We start from the raw sequence: 19023 nt of genomic DNA, 5'->3' as shown, positions 1-19023 counted from the left end.
AAATGCCTTTTTTTTAACCTCTAACAAAACTTAGCTTTAACTCGCTGGAAATAAGTTTTTTGAATGTGGAAATTATTTTCTCTCCGCTCCCGAAGCGTGAGGACTCTACGCAGAAGAGGGTGACTTTATGTATATAGTTTGTGGAGTTTTACTGTGATTTTGCGCTTTTTACCATTTCTTACTACTATACAATAACAAACCTACTCTTGATTCATACACCGATTGCCTCCTTTTATTATATAGTCTCCGGTATCTAAGCTTTGTTTTCACTAAAATTATATGTAATCTCGAAATATTCCTCCTGAAATACTACTCCCATAGCCCCGATAGCAGTGAAAACCCTCCATGTATGTACCGAAGCATCGGGACATACATGGATATTGTAGCGGATAACGGGAACTAGCTCCTAAAAATAAATTATGTATACCTTATTATACCACCACATATTAAACTGCTTTGTTTTTACTCCTATATATAGAACAAACCTTAGCTATCTATTGTTTGTGTTTTTGTAATGACTATATTTGCACTCTTAAATTAACAAACAATGATTAAGATTACTTTGCCCGATGGGTCAGTTAAAGAGTTCGCATCAGGCGTAACTCCGATGGAGGTTGCTAAAAGCATTAGTGAAGGGTTTGCCAGAAATGTAATTTCGGCTTCTTTTAACGGTACAACAGTAGAAACAACCACGCCTTTGACGACGGATGGCAGTCTTATATTATACACATGGAATGATGAAGACGGAAAAAAGGCTTTTTGGCATTCGACTTCACATGTCATGGCGCAAGTCCTTGAGCAAATGTATCCTGGAGTCAAATTAACACTTGGACCAGCTATCTCTAATGGCTTCTACTATGATATCGATTTTGAAGATCAAAAAATTACAGAAACTGACTTTAAGAAAATTGAAGATCGCATTCTTGAGATTTCAAGAGGAAAGCATGAATTCAAACTTCGTCCTGTTTCTAAAGCAGAAGCATTAGAACTATACAAAGACAACGTTTACAAAACCGAGATGATCACCAATCTTGAGGACGGAACGATTACGTTTTGCGACCACGATACTTTTACCGATTTATGTCGTGGAGGACATATCCCAAATACCGGTATCATCAAAGCGGTCAAAATAATGAGTGTCGCCGGTGCTTATTGGCGTGGTAACGAAAAAAATAAACAACTAACACGTGTGTATGGGACTTCATTCCCAAAACAAAAAGATTTAACTGAGTACTTACTTCTACTTGAAGAGGCAAAACGTCGCGATCACAGAAAACTAGGAAAGGAACTTGAATTGTTTGCTTTTTCACAAAAAGTAGGTCAAGGTTTGCCATTGTGGCTACCTAAAGGAGCTGCATTGAGAGAAAGATTAGAGCAATTTCTGAAGAAGGCACAGAAAAAAGCAGGTTACGAGCAAGTAATCACCCCCCACATTGGTCAAAAAGAACTTTATGTAACCTCTGGACACTATGCCAAATATGGAGCAGATAGTTTTCAACCAATCACTACTCCTCATGAAGGAGAAGAATTTTTACTGAAACCGATGAACTGCCCTCATCACTGTGAAATTTATAATGTAAGACCTTGGTCCTATAAAGATTTACCAAAGCGATATGCTGAGTTTGGTACTGTTTACAGATACGAACAAAGTGGTGAATTACATGGACTGACTCGCGTACGTGGGTTTACTCAGGATGACGCCCATATTTTTTGCACTCCAGAGCAATTGGATGAAGAGTTTAAAAAAGTAATTGACCTGGTCCTTTATGTATTTGGCTCTTTAGGTTTTGAAAACTTTACCGCTCAGATCTCTTTAAGAGACAAAGAGAACAGAGAAAAGTACATTGGAAGCGATGAAAACTGGGAAAAAGCTGAGAGCGCCATTATCAATGCTGCTGCAGACAAAGGATTAAGCACTGTTATCGAATATGGCGAAGCAGCTTTCTATGGTCCGAAATTGGATTTTATGGTAAAAGATGCCTTAGGAAGACAATGGCAATTAGGAACAATTCAGGTGGATTACAACCTACCTGAACGTTTTGATTTGACTTACAAAGGGTCTGATAACGAATTACATAGACCAGTTATGATTCACAGAGCGCCTTTTGGCTCGATGGAAAGGTTTATAGCCATCTTGCTGGAGCACACGGCAGGAAATTTCCCACTCTGGTTGATGCCTGAACAGGCTATTATATTGTCTTTGAGTGAAAAATATGAAATATATGCGAAAAAAGTTTTAGATTTGTTAGAAAATCACGAAATTCGCGCCCTCGTTGACAATAGAAGTGAGACAATAGGCAAGAAAATTAGAGACGCTGAAATGCAAAAGATCCCGTTTATGCTGATTGTAGGCGAGGAAGAAGAGAAAAACGGTACTATTTCTATCCGTCGTCATGGACAGGAAGGAAAGGGAAACATCAGCGTTACGATCGAAGAGTTTGCTGCAATAGTAGACGAAGAGATCAAAAAAACATTAAAAGTATTTACAGTTTAACTTAAATTATAAAGTCATAGCAATAAGAAGCAACAGAGGTTATCAACCTCGCGTAGAGAAGAAGGATGCCCACAGAATAAACAATCTTATTCGTGGTGTACAAGAAGTACGTCTTGTAGGTGAAAATATAGAGCCAGGAGTTTTTAAATTTACTGAAGCCCTAAAATTAGCTGATCAATTTGAATTAGATCTAGTTGAGATTTCGCCTAATGCAGAACCACCGGTTTGTAAGATCATGGATTACAAGAAATTTGTTTACGAACAAAAGAAACGTGATAAAATCCTAAAATCGAAATCTACGCAAGTAGTAGTTAAAGAAATTCGTTTTGGCCCTCAAACAGATGAGCATGATTACGAGTTTAAGAGAAAGAATGCTGAGAAATTCTTGAAAGAGGGCGCTAAGTTGAAAGCGTTTGTTTTCTTTAAAGGACGTTCTATAATCTATAAAGACCAAGGTCAAATCTTATTATTAAGATTAGCTACGGACTTGGAAGAATTTGGTAAAGTGGAAGCGATGCCGGTTCTTGAAGGAAAGAGAATGATTATGTTCATTGCTCCGAAAAAGAAAAAGTAATATCAATTTGCAGTCTCAAACTTCAGTTATTCAAAATTGAGGCATTGATATAAAATAAGAGGCTGAAATAACTTCAGGCTAAAGATAAGTAAGTAAGAATAAATTAAAACACTAGGAAAAAATGCCTAAAATGAAAACCAAATCTAGCGCCAAGAAACGATTTAAAGTTACTGGTTCTGGAAAGATTAAAAGAAAGCATGCTTTTAAAAGTCACATCTTGACTAAAAAATCTAAAAAACGTAAATTAGCTTTGACACATTCAGCGTTAGTTCACAAATCAGATATGAAAAGCATCAAACAACAATTAAGAATTATATAATCCCCACCCTAACCCTCCCCGAAGGAGAGGGAAAAGAAAAAGGAATAAATAATCTTTAGGTTACAACAATTTAAAATAACCTTGGAGTATGGCCTTTAAGTTCTCTTGATTTAATTCGGGACGCCTGCTACAAAAAAAACAATAAAATTATGCCAAGATCGGTAAATTCAGTTGCAAAAAGAGCAAGAAGAAAAAAAATAATGAAGCTAGCCAAAGGATACTTTGGTAGACGTAAAAACGTTTGGACAGTAGCTAAAAATGCGGTAGAGAAAGCAATGTGCTACGCTTACCGTGATAGAAAAGTGAACAAAAGAAATTTCCGTGCTTTATGGATTCAACGTATTAACGCTGGAGCTAGATTAGAAGGAATGTCTTATTCACAATTCATGGGAAAAGTAAAAGCTAACGGAATCGAATTGAACAGAAAAGTTCTTGCCGATTTAGCGATGAACCACCCTGAAGCTTTCAAAGCTGTACTTAATAAAGTAAAATAAACGTTTTATAAACTCAATTTAAATTACTTACTTATTAAATCTGAGCTTGTTTCAGATTCAAAAACCTCATTCGCCTTGGCGTAATGGGGTTTTTTATTTTTAAACTCTCCCGATTACGACGGTTCTTACAAGCATCAATAATTTATATAAATACTCTTTCAAATAATTCCCAATACTAAATAAATACTGTAAATTCGATTTATGGTACCGAAGAAGCTACATTTTTTATTTTATCTTTTGCTTGTAATTTTTATACAAAGCTGTAAAAAAGAACTGCCACTAATTCCGGAAAAGAAAAGTGACCTTGTTGCAATCAAACGGCTGATAGCCTTGGGTGATAACTATTTTAAAAATGGTCAATATGATAGCTCCTATTATTATTTCGATAAGGCGAAATTAGCTTGTAATCCACAAAAAGATCCTCTACAGTTTATCTACTCCATCTCGAATTTAGCGACTATTCAACAAAATCAAGGCGATTTCAGCGGTAGCGAGACTACTGCAATGGAGGCCATGCCTGTTTTGGAAACCACAACGAATCAAAACTCTAAATGGAACATTTATACAATATTAGGTAATAACTATTTGAATACTTTTGATTATGAAAATGCCCATTACTACTATAACAAAGCATTAAACTTAAAGACAGACCAACCCCGAATAAACGCTGCTAAAAACAATATGGCTGTCTACTATATGGAGAAGAACGAATATCAAAAAGCTATAAATATCCTACTACCACTAACTTTGAAAAAAGAGGTTTTAAAAGATCCTGAAACATTTTCTAGAATAATTGATAATTTAGGGTACTGTTATTTTAAAACAGCAAATCCAAAAGCCATCAAACATTTAAGTCAATCTCTAAAAATACGAGAGAAAAACAAAGATGATTGGGGTTTAACTGCAAGTTATTTTCATCACTACTTCTTCTATGCAAAAAGTAATCCAATCTTGGCGACATACTTCGCTAAACAAGCTTATAAAAAGTCTACTTTAATAAATAGTGTCGACGACCGTTTACACTCTCTAGAAATACTAATTAAAAACAGTACTGCCAATCAAATAAAAAAATATGCTATTAAGTACGTCACCATTAATGACAGTATTGCCAAAGTACGTCAAAAGTCCAAGAATCAATTTGCAAAGATGAAATACGATTCTAAAAAAACATCCAACGAAATTCTACTACTAAAAGCCCAAAAAGCTAAAAACGCATTAGAGTTACAATTACAAAAAAACACCACTTTGAACCTTTACTTTCTTATTGGAGTCCTACTGACTATTACTGGATTTATTTATTACTATCTCGTTGAAAAAAGTAAACAAGGAAAAATTAAAACCTCCTACGATACAGAAGTCCGTATAGCTAAAAAACTTCACGATGAACTGGCAAACGATGTTTACCATACAATAGCATTTGTGGAAACAAAGGACCTATCTTCCTCTCATAATAAGGAAACATTACTCGACAACTTAGACACCATCTATTCCAGAACGCGTAATATTTCTAAAGAGAATAGCACTATAGCAATGGGGCCAGATTTCATTCCTAATCTAAAAGAAATGATCTCTGGCTTCAATACTGATACAGTAAATATTTTAATTTATGAAGTAGACACTGTTAACTGGCTTGCCATGGCCGATATAAAAAAAATTACGGTATACCGCATCCTTCAGGAGCTCTTAATCAATATGAAAAAACACAGCAAATCTAGTTTGGTCGTAATGTCTTTCAAAATATATGAAAATAATTTACATATAGAATATACTGATAACGGCATAGGAGCAGCTATTGAGAAACTAAATTCAAAAAATGGACTTCAAAATGTGGAAAACCGTATCCTGGCTATAAAAGGAACAATTACCTTTAATACGAAATCCGGTAAAGGATTTAAATCAAGTATCATATTCCCTATATAATCGTTATGTTCAAAAAAGTATTAATTGCCGAAGATTTAGATATTATCAGTATTGCCGTTGTGCAAGCTATAGAAACACTCTCTATTGAAGTAATTCAACATTCTACATATTGTGACGATGCCTTTTTGAAAATAAAAAAAGCACTCCAGGATAATGAGCCTTACGATTTATTGATCAGCGATTTATCCTTTAAAACGGATCATCGTGAAAACAAACTGACTTGCGGTGAAGAACTTATTGAAGCTGTGAAAAAAATTCAACCTGATATTAAAACAATTGTATTCTCTATAGAGGATAAGTCATACAGAATAAAATCCTTATTTAATAATTTAGGTATTAATGCCTACGTTTCGAAAGGAAGAAATAGTATCCCTGAGCTTAAGAACGCGGTGGAAAGCATTTTTAAAACTGACGAAAAAAGTATTTCATCCGGCTTAACTTACACTTTAAATGACAAATCTCTTCATGAAATCGAAGCCTACGATATTTCGCTTTTGAAGTTATTATCCAACGGATGCATCCTAAATGAAATTTCAGTGAAATTCAAAAATACTGGTATAATACCTAATGGCAGCAGCAGTATAGAGAAGCGAATTAACAAACTAAAGATTTACTTCAAAGCCAATAACAATGTACATCTAATCGCGATCGCCAAAGATTTGGGATTAGTTTAAAGAGCGAACTCTTTAGTATATTGCCGAATAAATTTACCAGCATGAATTTACTTCAACATCATCGTAACTTGAACAGATTACCTGCACATGTGCTAATCTCAATGATTTGACATCAAACCTACAATTATACCAACTCCATAAAAAGAAAATAAATTAGTCCTTTACGGTTTCCCGTAAGGTAGTCTCTTTTATTGCCTTTAAATTTGCTTTTATTTTAAAACCAGGGAATGTTCCTTTAATTAATCAAATCATGCAAATTAACAACAAAAAAGCAGTATTGGATAATACTGCAGAACGAAACGAAAACTTCGTTGATAACAAATGGGGAAATCAACTTAGCGATTATAAAAATTATGTTAAGGAGTACATTAAGCATTATAAAAAAGCTAAAAAAGGGAATGAAGTTTCATTGGCAATATATCCCTATATGAAAGTAAAATGGGAAGCACTAAATGACCGTCTTACTGCTGCAACTAAAAAAAATCTTCTTACTGAAAAACAAATTAAAAAGATAATTAAAATTAAATCCAAAATAGTTAACTCCAGCGCTGAATGATCCTGAAAGTACGAGATAGAATTTCGTTATTAGCCTTACAAAAACTACTGCAAGAAAAAATTAGTGATAATGCTTCATATATCCCTCTAACGAATACCTGCTTCGATAAATGATTTTTACATCGCACCCCTATTACAAACCTAATTTAATTCTTAGCAAGAACATAACTACATCAGATTCTCCTGCACTAACAAACACATACACCAAAGTATTTAAGGATAAAATGTATGTTATTGAAAATAAAGAGATAAGAGAAGTACAATTGAAGAAGCTATCTAAGATAGTATATATAAAAAGGAGAAAATACCATTATAATACTCTGTGTTATAGTCTCGCAGCACTATTAATCATAAAGATTACCAACAATGTACAGGAATTATCATTCCTTATCGCAATACAGTTTGTTATCCTGCTACTAGTTATCATAGAAACTTATTTTAGAACCTTTCAATATAAACTTATCATAGTTCAACAATATGAATTTATTGAATTAATAATTCCCGCAAAATATAAGGTGGCAGCCAAAACACTATTTGTTCATTTGAAAAGACGCATCACTACAGGGCAGAACTTACTCTGATAACTATAATTTTTACAAGAGGCAAATACTTCGAGAATTAAACAACTCAAAGTAGTCTTGAATCTTTCAGAAAAATGCTTGCCAATTTATAGCAAACATTCCGAAATTTTATTAGTCTTGAATACCTGGTTTATTGAATAGGAGTCATAGTCCCCGAGTTGTTTACAAGCCCCTCACATGAAACGATAATTCTTGTGATATGGATCTGCTTGAATCTATAAAACTCCTAGTGATAGCATTAGAAACACTTTGCATGATACAGCTCTCATTCCAAATCTTAAAAAAAATCACACCTAATGAGGTTTTCCGTAAGGGAATCAGCATATCTCCTTGTACTTTTGGCAAAACAACCAAGATGACCAGGAAAATATATTCCATCCATATCACGTTTTTTTGCTTACTGCTAGCCTTGAGTTCTTGTGAAAATTCGGATGCAGCACTACGAGTAACCCATCATTCATCTTATGAAGTCATTAAAAAAATCGAAACTACAGAACTTAGTCAATATGGCTATAAGGTTACAGGCACAGATGAAAACGGAAACAATGTTCATGGAAATATAAATATTGAAGATAATATTGGCCTTGGCACCCTTATTATAAACGATGCTAAGGCAATAGAAATTGTAGTGGAATATATTGACAAACACAAACTATTGGCCACTGATTTAGATGGTTATGAGTACAAGCTGAAAATTAAGTAAATAACTTTAACAGTTATTTAAAAAACTTTGAATTTACATCTCTTTTATTTTACTCGCAGCTGACTTTTATCCCTCTACTTTCAGTCATAAATAAAAATTCTATACCCAATTCTTCCAAAAAATTTGATTAGGTTGCAGCCTATTCAATCTTAGTTTTTTCCTAATAAATGAAACGTATTCTTTTAGTATTTCTACTACTTTTTTGCTCTGCATTTTACCCACAAACCAAACTTATCTCGTGGAATATTGCAAACTTTGGTCAATCCAAATCTGACCAGACCGTACACTATATTGCAAATTCCCTAAGGGGTTATGACATCATTGCCGTCCAGGAAGTAGTGGCAGGTTATGGCGGTGTTCAAGCTGTCGCAAAACTAGCAGACGAACTGAACCGTACTGGAATCACATGGGATTATGTAATTAGTGAGCCAACGAGCAGCAGTGCCTATAAGACGGAGCGTTATGCTTTTATATGGAAAACCAGCGAACTTAAACAAATTGGCAAGGCATGGCTAGAAAAAAAGTATCATTTAAAAATTGAAAGAGAACCTTATTTGGGTACATTTCAATATAAGGGCAAACAGTTTACTGTGGTAAATTTTCATGCGATAACTAAAAAAATGAAGCCGGAAACCGAAATAAAATATTTCAAGTTCTTCCCTGACGAATATCCTGCTTTAAATTTAATATTTGCAGGTGATTTCAATTGTCCGCAATCGCATACCGTTTTTATTCCTTTGAGAAAAATGGGATATCAATCTATTTTGGTTGGCCAAAAAACATCTTTAAAACAAAAAATTAAAAAGAATAAATACCTTGCGTCTGAATATGATAACATGTATTATAAAACCTCCAAAATTAAAAGTATAAATACAGGGGTCATTCCTTTTTACAAAGACTTCAATTCACTGAACGAAGCAAGAAAAATATCAGATCATATCCCTATCTGGTTTGAATTTTCATTGAATTGATTATTTGAAAACTTCAAATTTATCGCCGTCGAAACTCGCAAAAACCATAGAGGGATGAGAGTCCTGGTGGTATATAGTCCCTTTACTGTCAATGGCAATTGCACCGGCAAAGCCATCATATGGTTTTAGTTCTTTGAACGTTTTGGCAAAAGCTTCTTCTAACGTAAAACCATCTGTAACACGAGTTACAATTTTAGTAGCGGTAGCATTACTCATGATGTCCTCACCTACTCCTGTTAAACTCACGCCGCAAAAGGTATTGGCATAATTCCCGGCAACAGTTGCTGAATCAGATATTCTACCAGGAACTTCAAATCCTTTACCGCCTGTGGATGTGGCTGCCGCTATTTTTCCGTTTTGATCAAAAGCCACACAACCTACTGTTCCGGTACCAAATGATTTTACTTTTTCTTCATGTTCTGCACGACGTTGTGGAATTTCGGTCGAAAATGATTCAAAACCATTTTTCCTTGCGAAGTTTGTCGCACCACTTCCCCCTAAGACACGATCGTCGTATTGCATTAATATCTGCGCCACTTGAATTGGGTTTTTTACTTCTTCAATATTAATAACGCCGCTCATTTTTTGGGTTTCCCCGTCCATTATCGCAGCACTCATCCTAATTTTTCCGTCACTTTGTATTTGGGACCCAATGCCTGCATTAAACAAATCATTGTCTTCCAGCATTGACACTGCAAAAACAACTGTTTCTAACGCTGAATGTGTTTTTAAATAGTCATACGACTTTTTAACTATCAGCTCTAAAGCCGATTGTTTGGCTATTTTTGTCTCATGACTGGTGGAAGATTCAGAGAAAAAACCACCGTGTATAATTAGTTTCATTGTTTTTTGATTTCAGATTGCAAATTTCACAGTGCAGGTGAAAGTAGCTGTTTTATGAACAAAAGGTTTACATATTGTTTGCTTTCATCGGCCCTCAACCTACATTAATAATATTATGAAGTATGAATTTGCATTTTATGTGTTTCTATATTATAAGTATCATTCATACTCATCACGTGAACCACCAGATTATTTATTGAAATAGGCTGCCCCAATTTTACCTGAGTCAGATTAGTGTCTTTTATATCACGTCCATCAACTAAGATAACCAATCCGGAACCGATAGCTTCCATGTGATTATTATTAGTAATTAACAAACCCGTATCTTCTCCTAATCCAATTCCCAGAACTCTTGGGTTACTTACGACTGTCTGAAACAATCGACCTATTCTTCCTCTCCTTACAAAATGGGTGTCAATAACGACTCCGTCAATCAAACCAAGTCCACTTGTGATTTTCACTTCACCTTTTAATAGTGCCTCTGAACTGCTACCCTGATAGATCATATTGTTAGAAGCTGCTGCTGCCCCGGCAGATGTTCCAGCATACACAAATTCTTCATTATGGTATTTGTCCAATAAGATATCGTGAAATGGAGTTCCGCCTAGAATTGAAGTCAAACGCAACTGATCTCCTCCTGTAAATATTACTACATCCGCTGCTTTTAAGCGTGTCAAAATGGCTTCATCTGCAGCTTCTTCGCGTTTATCGATATAAAGAACGTCAATGTTCGTTGCATCTAAATAAGCAAAAGCTTTTACATATTCAGGACCTATTTCCTTCGGAATATTTGATGCTGTAGTAATCACTTCAATACGCGAATTTTCTTTATGTTTGGATTCGCTAATTATTCTTTTAAGAATTCCAGTTTCAAAAAACTGTAGATTACTGGCGCTATTTTTATCTATATCGGCTTCAGTAAAACTTCCTTTGTCTACTGCTCCCCCTATTATTATTAATTTTCCTGTTATATTCATTCGGCTAAAATAAACAAAATAAAAAAAGGACTCTTGAACTACCTTGTTTATTTTAAAATAATAAAGTTGGTAATACTGTTAATTATAATACATAAATTTTGTTTCAGCTGTAAAAACCTTTATATTGTTTGCAATATATTCTTCAACAGAAAAATATAGAATAGAATTTGCTAATAGAAATTTATCTCACCTAAAATAACCCTTTCGTTTTTATGAAAATAATCAAAGTACAAGCTCTTCGTGGACCAAATATTTGGAGTATCCAAAGAAAAAAATTAATCCAAATGCGATTGGATTTGGAGGAAATGGAACAGTTTCCAACCAATAAAATAGAAGGATTTAAAGAAAGAATAGAAGCAATGTTACCTACGATGATTGAACATCGTTGCTCAGAAGGTTGTCGAGGCGGATTTTTTTCCAGAGTGGAACGCGGTACTTGGATGGGGCATGTAATTGAACATATCGCACTTGAAATACAAACATTGGCGGGTATGGACACGGGATTCGGAAGAACCCGTGAGACCAAAACCCTCGGGACTTATAATGTTGTTTTCAGTTATACAGAAGAAAATGTTGGTCTTTTTGCCGCAGAATCAGCCGTTGCAATTGCCGAATCTTTAATTGCGGGAACCGAATATGATTTGGAAAGCGATTTACAAAAAATGCGAGAAATCAGGGAACGTGTTCGCTTAGGACCAAGTACAGGAAGTATTGTGGAAGAGGCAGTTTCGAGAAACATCCCTTGGATAAGACTGGGAACCAATTCATTAGTTCAACTGGGCCATGGGATAAATCAGATGCGTTTTCAGGCTACAATTACCTGTAAGACCAGCAGTATAGCCGTTGATATGGCCTGCAATAAAGAGCTAACAAAAAAAATGCTTGATATGGCTTCGATTCCCGTCGCCAAAGGGAGCATTTGTGTCGATGAAGAAGATTTAGCCGAAACCATAAATAAAATTGGCTATCCTATTGTCCTAAAACCACTTGACGGAAACCACGGTAAAGGGGCTTCTATTAATGTCACTAATTGGGAAGATGCTGTTTCTGGTTTGGCTTTCGCCAAAGAATACAGTAAACGCGTTATCGTTGAAAAATTCATTACCGGTTTTGATTTTAGAATCTTGGTAATTGACAATAAATTAGTCGCCGCAGCAAAACGGGTCCCTGCCCACGTTATAGGAAATGGCGAAAACTCAATCCAAGAATTAATTGCCACTGAAAACCTAGACCCGAAAAGAGGCTATGGTCATGAAAATGTGCTAACCCAGATCGATGTTAACAGGGATACTGAAGACTTACTTAAAAAACTAAACTATACTCTGGAAACTATTCCAGAAATGGGAGATGTTGTGTATTTAAAATCTACAGCTAATCTAAGTACAGGAGGCACCTCTGTTGATGTAACAGATATGCTGCATCCCGAGAACATATTTTTAGCTGAAAGAATTTCGAGAGTAATTGGATTAGATATTTGTGGAGTGGATATTATGGCAGAGAATTTAACGCAGCCCTTAAAAGACAATGGTGGTGTTATTCTTGAAGTAAATGCAGCGCCTGGTTTTAGAATGCACCTCGCTCCTTCCGAAGGTTTGCCAAGAAATGTCGCAGCTCCTGTTATCGATATGCTTTATCCTCCAGGGAAATCGTGTCGTATTCCAATTATCGCAGTAACTGGTACTAACGGTAAAACAACCACTACACGACTGCTGGCACATATTGTAAAAAACAATGGTTATAAAGTAGGTTTCACTACTTCTGATGGGATTTATATTCAAAATCACATGATGGAAAAAGGAGATACTACAGGTCCTCAAAGTGCACAGTATGTATTGAGGGACCCTACTGTTGAATTTGCTGTTTTGGAAACTGCAAGGGGAGGCATATTGCGCTCTGGACTTGGTTTCAGTATTTGTGATATCGGTATTATAACTAATATTCAAGAAGATCATCTAGGAATCAGTGACATCCACTCTCTAGAAGATTTAGCAAAAGTAAAAGCAACTGTTATAAAAACCGTCAAAAAAGATGGTTGGGCAATCTTGAATGGAGATGACGCGCATTGTATCAGATTAGGTAGTGAGTTAAACTGTAATGTGGCTTACTTCAGTTTAGACGAGGAAAGTCCATTCATAAAAAAATTAAGCGCTGAAGGAAAAACCGTTGCCGTTTATGAGAACGGGTTTATCACAATCAAAAAAGGAGAATGGAAAATCAGAATCGAACGTGCTACTCATGTCCCTTTAACACTTGGAGGGAAAGCCAAATTCATGATTGCAAATGTTTTGGCAGCAACCTTAGCCAGTTATGTATGGGGATTCAAAACCGAAGATATTAGTTTGTCATTACAGACTTTCATTCCTAGTGCTGCTCAAACTCCAGGACGAATGAATATTTTTGAATTCAAAAAATTCAAAGTGTTAATTGATTTTGCACACAATGCATCTGGCTACAAGGGTATTGAGGAATACTTACAAAGTGTAGACGCCACAAAAAAAATTGGAGTTATTGCTGGTATTGGTGATCGCCGGGATGAGGACATTCGTGAATGTGCTACTATTGCCGCGAGAATGTTTGATCATATCATCATTCGACAAGAAAAATATTTAAGAGGAAGAACCGAAGAGGAAATAATCAACCTAATACTAGAGGGGATTACTTCTTCAGGTCAAGACGTGACTTATGAGATTATCCCAAAAGAAACGGAAGCAATAAAACATGCCATAAAATTTGCAGAGGAGGGAAGTTTTATCACCTGCTTAAGCGATGTGGTCATTAATGCCATAGAAATTGTACAGGAGTACCTCGATAAGGAGAACGAAAATGGTACCGTTTAATTTTTATCTATAAAGAAAAAGCTACTGGAAACAGTAGCTTTTTTATTTGCTAAAAAACCGACATTCCGGTTTTTGTCGTCAATAATTCCAATGCATGCATGCCCAATTCTGAATTGCCTTTCTTATTTAATTTAGGAGACCATGTTGCTACCACAAAAATTTTAGGGAATAAAGCCACAATACCACCGCCAATTCCACTTTTGCCCGGCAATCCTACTTTATAGGTAAACTCACCCGACTCATCGTAAAAACCACAGGTTTGCATCAAAGCATTTAATCTTTTAACTTGACTCTTTGTCAAAATTTGCTTTCCATCTTTCGTTTTTCCTTCATTGGCAAAAAAGAAAAATGAATGGGCTAATTCACTACAGGTCATTTCTATGGAACATTGATGAAAATAAAAATCCAAAACAGTGTCTACATCATTTTCAATATTTCCAAAAGACTTTAAAAAATTAGCCAAAGCTGCATTTCTAAAGCGCGTGTCTTTTTCAGATTGTGCTACGGCAAAATTATAATCAATTGTTGGGCTTCCGGATATGAGTCTTATAAAAGCTAGAAAATCTTCCTTTGGGTTTTTCAAACAAGAAACTAACATATCGGCAATTACAATTGCTCCCGAATTTATAAATGGATTTCTTGGGATACCCTTTTCATATTCTAATTGAATCAAAGAATTAAAAGCAGTTCCGGAAGGTTCAACACCCACCCTTTCCCATATTTTTTTATCTAAAAAAGAAAAGGCTAATGCAACGGTCAGCGCTTTTGAAATACTTTGGATAGAAAATTTCTCATCACTGTCTCCAATGCCAAAATCGTCCCCGTCGATTGTAGTCAAATGAATTCCAAATTTATTTGGGTTAACTTTAGCTAATTCGGGTATGGTTTTCGTCACATTTCCTCTAGTTGGACATGTATTTGACTCTTCTTGTATTTCCTTTAAAATTGATGCGTAATCCATAATGTAATAATTATTTTAGAAGCCGGCCAAGGCTTAGGTCTTCTGTTTTTTCTTTCTCGCAGCAGGAAACAAAACGTTATTTAAAATTAATCGGTATCCGGGAGAGTTAGGGTGTAAATCTAAAACTGTTGGTGCTTCCCCCACTTGATGCTGGAAATCTTCGGGATCATGTCCACCGTAAAAGGTAAACATTCCTTTTCCTTTTTCGCCATGAATGTATCGTGCTTCCCCATTCAATTCACAGCTACCCATAATTAAAACGTTTGATTTAATTAGTGCGGAATCAAAGGAGGTAGTCTGCCCCATAAACCCTTTGACAAGTTGGGTATGATTTTGACATAGCATACTTGGTATAGGATCCCATTTTGCGGAAAACTGCATCAGCGTAAAATAATCTTTATCCATTGGAATTCGCCGTTTCTCGGTCATATCAATATCGGAAAATTCATATTTATCTGGTTTTCGTTCCAAAATAAAGTCTTTGAAAGCGAAAGAGTTGACATAATTCATACTGGACTGATAATTGGCATCACTTTGATCACCATCAAACATCGGTTCACAAATATCAACACCATCAGCTGCCAAAGCAATATCAAAACTGTCTGTAGCGGAACACATAGCGAACATAAATCCTCCTCCAACGACAAAATCCCTGATTTTTTTGGCGACAGCTCCTTTTTCCTCTGAAACTTTTGTAAAGCCTAACTTGGATACTAGTTTCTCAGCTTCATTCTTATCCTCAATATACCAGGGAACATTTCTATATGCCCCAAAAAACTTCCCATATTGTCCCGTAAAGTCTTCATGGTGTAAGTGCAACCAGTCATAAAGTACTAATTGGTCACTTAGGACTTCCTCATCATATATTGGAGTAAATGGGATTTCAGCATAAGTTAAAACCAATGTAACTGCATCATCCCAAAGTTGTTTCCCCTTAGGGGTATAAACTGCAATTCTTGGTGCTTTTTCAAGAATCATCGTTTCCATGTTTTGAGATGGGCTCGAAATTTCATCTAAAATTCTGGTTTCTTCACTGTCAGAAAGTACTTCAAAACTAACCCCTCTAATCTGACATTCTTTGCGTATTTCTGGAGCGTCTGGTAACAGGAAAGACCCGCCGCGGTAGTTGAGTAACCAGCTGGCTTTGTAGTTTTTTTCTAAACACCAAAAAGTAATCCCGTAAGCTTTCAGGTGATTCTGTTGCGTATTTTCATCCATTGGCAACAAAATAAAAGAAGCTTTTGCTACAATCGATACCAGAAAAACTAAAATATACAGTACTCTTTTAGCAATCATTATATGAGGTTTTAAATCAAAGATAGAAAAGGAAAAGATTTAAATTACTCAAATCTAACTTTTTAAATCAATTCAACTTCAATAGGTCTGTTTTTAAGAAATTATTTCAAATAAAGTACATAATACAGAGCATAAAAAAAGCCTATAAAAATAGGCTTTTGGTACTTTCTAAAAAGGCATGTCACTGTCTTCGTCGTCGTCATTGAGATTACTCCCGAATGCTTCATGTGGCGAAGGTAAGTTTTTAGTTTGAAAAGGATTATCGTCTTGATTCATAGAAGAGGGTAAATCATCATAATTACCACTATGATCTTCTAAATTATCAAACTTACCTAAATGTCCAATGAACTTCAAACGAACGTTTTCAATACTACCATTACGGTGTTTCGCAATCATTATCTCTGCCTGACCTGCGGTATTTGAAGCTTCATCATCATCCCATTCGTCAATTTTATAATATTCCGGACGGTACAAAAAGGACACGATATCTGCATCTTGCTCAATCGCACCCGATTCACGAAGGTCAGACAGCAAAGGTCTTTTACTGGATCCACGAGTTTCAACCGCACGCGATAACTGAGAAAGCGCTATTACCGGAACATTCAGTTCCTTTGCAAGGGCTTTTAAGTTTCGGGAAATTGTCGAGATTTCCTGCTCACGGTTTCCTCCTCCTTTACCATTTCCTCCAGCGGTCATTAACTGCAAATAATCTACAATAATGATTCGGATTCCATGTTGTGAAACCAAACGCCTTGCCTTAGCTCTCAAATCAAAAATAGAGAGTGACGGAGTATCATCAATATACAAAGGAGCTTTCTCTAAATTTTTAACCTTAGTGCTCAGTTGTTCCCATTCATGCTTTTCTAATTTACCGGTACGCAATTTCTCTGAAGACAAACCAGTTTCAGAGGAAATCAAACGTGTAATTAACTGTACAGATGCCATCTCTAATGAAAATAAAGCCACTGGCATTCCATAATCAATAGCCATATTCCTTGCCATTGACAATACAAATGCGGTCTTACCCATCGCAGGTCTTGCCGCGATAATGATTAAATCACTAGGCTGCCAACCCGAAGTTATTTTATCTAACTTTTCAAAACCTGTGGCCACCCCACTTAGTCCTTCCTGTCCTGCGATTTCTTCAATTCTCTTTTTGGCCTGTAATACTAAACTTTGGGCTGTTTCAGAACTTCGTTTTATATTCCCTTGGGTAACTTCATAAAGTTTAGATTCAGCTCTGTCCAATAAATCAAAAACATCGGTAGTTTCATCATAGGACTCTTCAATTATTTCTGAAGAAATTCGAATCAAACTTCGTTGTATGAATTTTTGCAGAATAATTCGCGAGTGAAACTCAATATGCGCTGATGAAGATATTTTTTGCGTAAGCTGAATTAAATAAAAATCACCACCGGCTAAATCTAATTTTGCGTTTTTCTTTAACTGTGCTGATACGGTAAGTAAATCTATAGGCTGTGTTTCAGTAAACAACTGCACTATCGCTTCAAAAATATGTTTGTGCGCATCTTTATAGAAAGCATCAGGCGATAAAATATCAATTACATCATCGACCCCTTTTTTATCAATCATCATAGCACCAAGAACGGCCTCTTCCAATTCTAAAACCTGTGGTGGAAGCTTACCTTTTTCCAGGTTTATAATTGTTGTTTTATCCACCTTAACTGGGTTTATATTCCTGAAGTTTTCCATAAAGCGAAAGTAACAAAAAATTAAAAAAAATCGCTGTTGACTTATTACAAATAATTGTTCATAAGTAAGTTATTTTTGTTTATAACCCAAAAAAAATCCGTCTCGTTTGTAAACGAGACGGATTTTTTTAAACACAAAAGATTTTATTCTTTATATTCACCCATCTTACTGTACTTATCCATTCTCTGATCGATTAAATCTTTTGTTGATAAGTCTTTAAGTTCATTAAATGCTTTCATGATATATTGTTCGACTGTTACAAAAGTAGTCTCTCTATCGTAATGCGCTCCTCCTAAAGGTTCCGGTATAATGTCATCCACTAATTTTTGTCTTTTCATGTCTGAAGAAGTCAATTTTAAAGCTTCGGCAGCTATTTCCTTATATTCCCAGCTTTTCCATAAAATAGAAGAGCAAGATTCTGGAGAAATTACAGAATACCAAGTGTTTTCCAGCATATAAACGCGATCTCCCACTCCTATTCCTAATGCACCACCTGAAGCTCCTTCACCTACAATTACGGTGATAATAGGCACTTTAAGCCGTACCATTTCAAATATATTTCTAGCGATAGCCTCACCTTGTCCACGTTCTTCCGCTTCAAGTCCTGGATAAGCTCCTGGAGTATCTATAAGTGTCAGAACAGGAATACCAAACTTCTCTGCCATTTTCATCAAACGCAACGCTTTTCGATATCCTTCTGGATTTGCCATCCCAAAGTTTCTGTATTGACGGGTCTTCGTGTTGTATCCTTTTTGTTGACCAACAATCATAAAAGACTGACCACCAATTTTTCCTAAACCACCAATCATCGCTTTATCGTCTTTAAAGCCTCTATCTCCGTGAAGTTCTAAAAAAGTATCTCCACAAAGCGCTCTTACATGATCTAATGTATACGGCCTGCTTGGATGTCTCGACAATTGAACACGTTGCCATGCTGTCAAATTTTTATAAATAGTCTTTTTGGTATCTATTAGCTTCTTGTTGATTTGCTTACAGGTATTTGTAACATCAACATCTGATTCTCGACCAATAACAATACATTTTTCTAACTGATCTTCTAGGTCTTTTATTGGAAGCTCAAAATCTAAATATTCCATAGGATTTGTGCGTT

At 35.6% G+C, this 19023-nt stretch carries 17 protein-coding genes; 11 read left to right on the top strand and 6 right to left on the bottom strand.

Annotated elements, in window-relative coordinates:
• Positions 1–547 precede the first annotated feature (547 nt).
• The 10 genes from thrS to CXF59_RS05190 all read left to right on the top strand — a co-directional run bounded on the left by thrS (position 548) and on the right by CXF59_RS05190 (position 9285).
• Positions 548–2494: a threonine--tRNA ligase gene (gene thrS, locus CXF59_RS05235; protein ID WP_101136762.1), complete on the top strand. Its 1947-nt coding sequence runs from the start codon at positions 548–550 to the stop codon at positions 2492–2494.
• Positions 2495–2510: 16 nt separating this feature from the next.
• Positions 2511–3068: a translation initiation factor IF-3 gene (infC, locus tag CXF59_RS05230; RefSeq protein ID WP_369828532.1), complete on the top strand. Its 558-nt coding sequence runs from the start codon at positions 2511–2513 to the stop codon at positions 3066–3068.
• A 121-nt stretch (positions 3069–3189) separates the two neighbouring features.
• Positions 3190–3387: a 50S ribosomal protein L35 gene (gene rpmI / locus CXF59_RS05225; RefSeq protein WP_007136182.1), complete on the top strand. Its 198-nt coding sequence runs from the start codon at positions 3190–3192 to the stop codon at positions 3385–3387.
• A gap of 149 nt (positions 3388–3536) precedes the next feature.
• A complete protein-coding gene (gene rplT / locus CXF59_RS05220; protein ID WP_016990536.1) occupies positions 3537–3881 on the top strand; it encodes a 50S ribosomal protein L20 in 345 nt (114 codons plus the stop codon).
• Between the two features lie 237 nt (positions 3882–4118).
• A complete protein-coding gene (locus CXF59_RS05215; protein ID WP_101136761.1) occupies positions 4119–5801 on the top strand; it encodes an ATP-binding protein in 1683 nt (560 codons plus the stop codon).
• A gap of 5 nt (positions 5802–5806) precedes the next feature.
• Positions 5807–6475, top strand: coding sequence for a response regulator transcription factor (locus CXF59_RS05210; protein WP_101136759.1), 669 nt, complete (start codon positions 5807–5809; stop codon positions 6473–6475).
• A gap of 250 nt (positions 6476–6725) precedes the next feature.
• Positions 6726–7031 carry a hypothetical protein gene (locus tag CXF59_RS05205; protein ID WP_101136757.1) on the top strand — a complete coding sequence of 102 codons (306 nt, stop codon included), beginning with the start codon at positions 6726–6728 and terminating at the stop codon, positions 7029–7031.
• Between the two features lie 109 nt (positions 7032–7140).
• Positions 7141–7611, top strand: a complete 471-nt coding sequence (locus CXF59_RS05200; protein WP_101136755.1) for a hypothetical protein — start codon at positions 7141–7143, stop codon at positions 7609–7611.
• Between the two features lie 253 nt (positions 7612–7864).
• Entirely contained in the window at positions 7865–8314 is a 450-nt protein-coding gene (locus CXF59_RS05195) for a hypothetical protein (RefSeq protein ID WP_157824522.1), read from the top strand.
• Between the two features lie 167 nt (positions 8315–8481).
• Positions 8482–9285 (top strand): endonuclease/exonuclease/phosphatase family protein, encoded by an 804-nt coding sequence (locus CXF59_RS05190; protein ID WP_101136751.1) that lies wholly within the window; start codon positions 8482–8484, stop codon positions 9283–9285.
• On the opposite strand, the gene CXF59_RS05185 is transcribed toward CXF59_RS05190, so the two are convergent.
• Together CXF59_RS05185 and CXF59_RS05180 are read right to left on the bottom strand one after the other, a co-directional pair.
• Entirely contained in the window at positions 9286–10128 is an 843-nt protein-coding gene (locus tag CXF59_RS05185) for an isoaspartyl peptidase/L-asparaginase (RefSeq protein WP_101136749.1), read from the bottom strand.
• Positions 10129–10241: 113 nt separating this feature from the next.
• Positions 10242–11105, bottom strand: a complete 864-nt coding sequence (locus tag CXF59_RS05180) for a cyanophycinase (RefSeq protein WP_101136747.1) — start codon at positions 11103–11105, stop codon at positions 10242–10244.
• 212 nt (positions 11106–11317) lie between these two features.
• Here CXF59_RS05180 and cphA point away from each other — a divergent pair, with 212 nt between their 5' ends.
• Positions 11318–13942, top strand: a complete 2625-nt coding sequence (gene cphA / locus CXF59_RS05175; RefSeq protein ID WP_101136745.1) for a cyanophycin synthetase — start codon at positions 11318–11320, stop codon at positions 13940–13942.
• Positions 13943–13991: 49 nt separating this feature from the next.
• On the opposite strand, the gene CXF59_RS05170 is transcribed toward cphA, so the two are convergent.
• From CXF59_RS05170 to CXF59_RS05155, 4 genes are all read right to left on the bottom strand, one after another.
• On the bottom strand, positions 13992–14903 hold the full coding sequence (locus CXF59_RS05170) for a glutaminase (RefSeq protein ID WP_101136743.1): 912 nt from the start codon (positions 14901–14903) through the stop codon (positions 13992–13994).
• 33 nt (positions 14904–14936) lie between these two features.
• Positions 14937–16199, bottom strand: coding sequence for an asparagine synthetase B (locus CXF59_RS05165; protein WP_101136741.1), 1263 nt, complete (start codon positions 16197–16199; stop codon positions 14937–14939).
• 168 nt (positions 16200–16367) lie between these two features.
• The gene (dnaB, locus tag CXF59_RS05160; RefSeq protein ID WP_101136739.1) at positions 16368–17912 is read right to left on the bottom strand and encodes a replicative DNA helicase; all 1545 of its coding nucleotides are present in this window, start codon (positions 17910–17912) and stop codon (positions 16368–16370) included.
• Between the two features lie 143 nt (positions 17913–18055).
• The gene (locus CXF59_RS05155; protein WP_101136738.1) at positions 18056–19009 is read right to left on the bottom strand and encodes an acetyl-CoA carboxylase carboxyltransferase subunit alpha; all 954 of its coding nucleotides are present in this window, start codon (positions 19007–19009) and stop codon (positions 18056–18058) included.
• Positions 19010–19023: the final 14 nt, after the last annotated feature.

It is taken from the genome of Flavobacterium sp. ALD4, from assembly GCF_002836475.1.
In the GTDB taxonomy this organism is placed as follows: Bacteria; Bacteroidota; Bacteroidia; order Flavobacteriales; family Flavobacteriaceae; genus Flavobacterium.
This window is presented reverse-complemented; position numbering and strand designations above follow the sequence as displayed.

Coding starts and splice junctions, on each gene's coding strand:
- CXF59_RS05180 (WP_101136747.1), bottom strand. CDS start 11,105: ATGAATATAACAGGAAAATTAATAATAATAGGGGGAGCAGTAGACAAA.
- thrS (WP_101136762.1), top strand. CDS start 548: ATGATTAAGATTACTTTGCCCGATGGGTCAGTTAAAGAGTTCGCATCA.
- CXF59_RS05155 (WP_101136738.1), bottom strand. CDS start 19,009: ATGGAATATTTAGATTTTGAGCTTCCAATAAAAGACCTAGAAGATCAG.
- CXF59_RS05170 (WP_101136743.1), bottom strand. CDS start 14,903: ATGGATTACGCATCAATTTTAAAGGAAATACAAGAAGAGTCAAATACA.
- CXF59_RS05165 (WP_101136741.1), bottom strand. CDS start 16,199: ATGATTGCTAAAAGAGTACTGTATATTTTAGTTTTTCTGGTATCGATT.
- CXF59_RS05195 (WP_157824522.1), top strand. CDS start 7,865: ATGATACAGCTCTCATTCCAAATCTTAAAAAAAATCACACCTAATGAG.
- rplT (WP_016990536.1), top strand. CDS start 3,537: ATGCCAAGATCGGTAAATTCAGTTGCAAAAAGAGCAAGAAGAAAAAAA.
- CXF59_RS05210 (WP_101136759.1), top strand. CDS start 5,807: ATGTTCAAAAAAGTATTAATTGCCGAAGATTTAGATATTATCAGTATT.
- CXF59_RS05185 (WP_101136749.1), bottom strand. CDS start 10,128: ATGAAACTAATTATACACGGTGGTTTTTTCTCTGAATCTTCCACCAGT.
- dnaB (WP_101136739.1), bottom strand. CDS start 17,912: ATGGAAAACTTCAGGAATATAAACCCAGTTAAGGTGGATAAAACAACA.
- CXF59_RS05200 (WP_101136755.1), top strand. CDS start 7,141: ATGATTTTTACATCGCACCCCTATTACAAACCTAATTTAATTCTTAGC.
- cphA (WP_101136745.1), top strand. CDS start 11,318: ATGAAAATAATCAAAGTACAAGCTCTTCGTGGACCAAATATTTGGAGT.
- rpmI (WP_007136182.1), top strand. CDS start 3,190: ATGCCTAAAATGAAAACCAAATCTAGCGCCAAGAAACGATTTAAAGTT.
- CXF59_RS05205 (WP_101136757.1), top strand. CDS start 6,726: ATGCAAATTAACAACAAAAAAGCAGTATTGGATAATACTGCAGAACGA.
- CXF59_RS05190 (WP_101136751.1), top strand. CDS start 8,482: ATGAAACGTATTCTTTTAGTATTTCTACTACTTTTTTGCTCTGCATTT.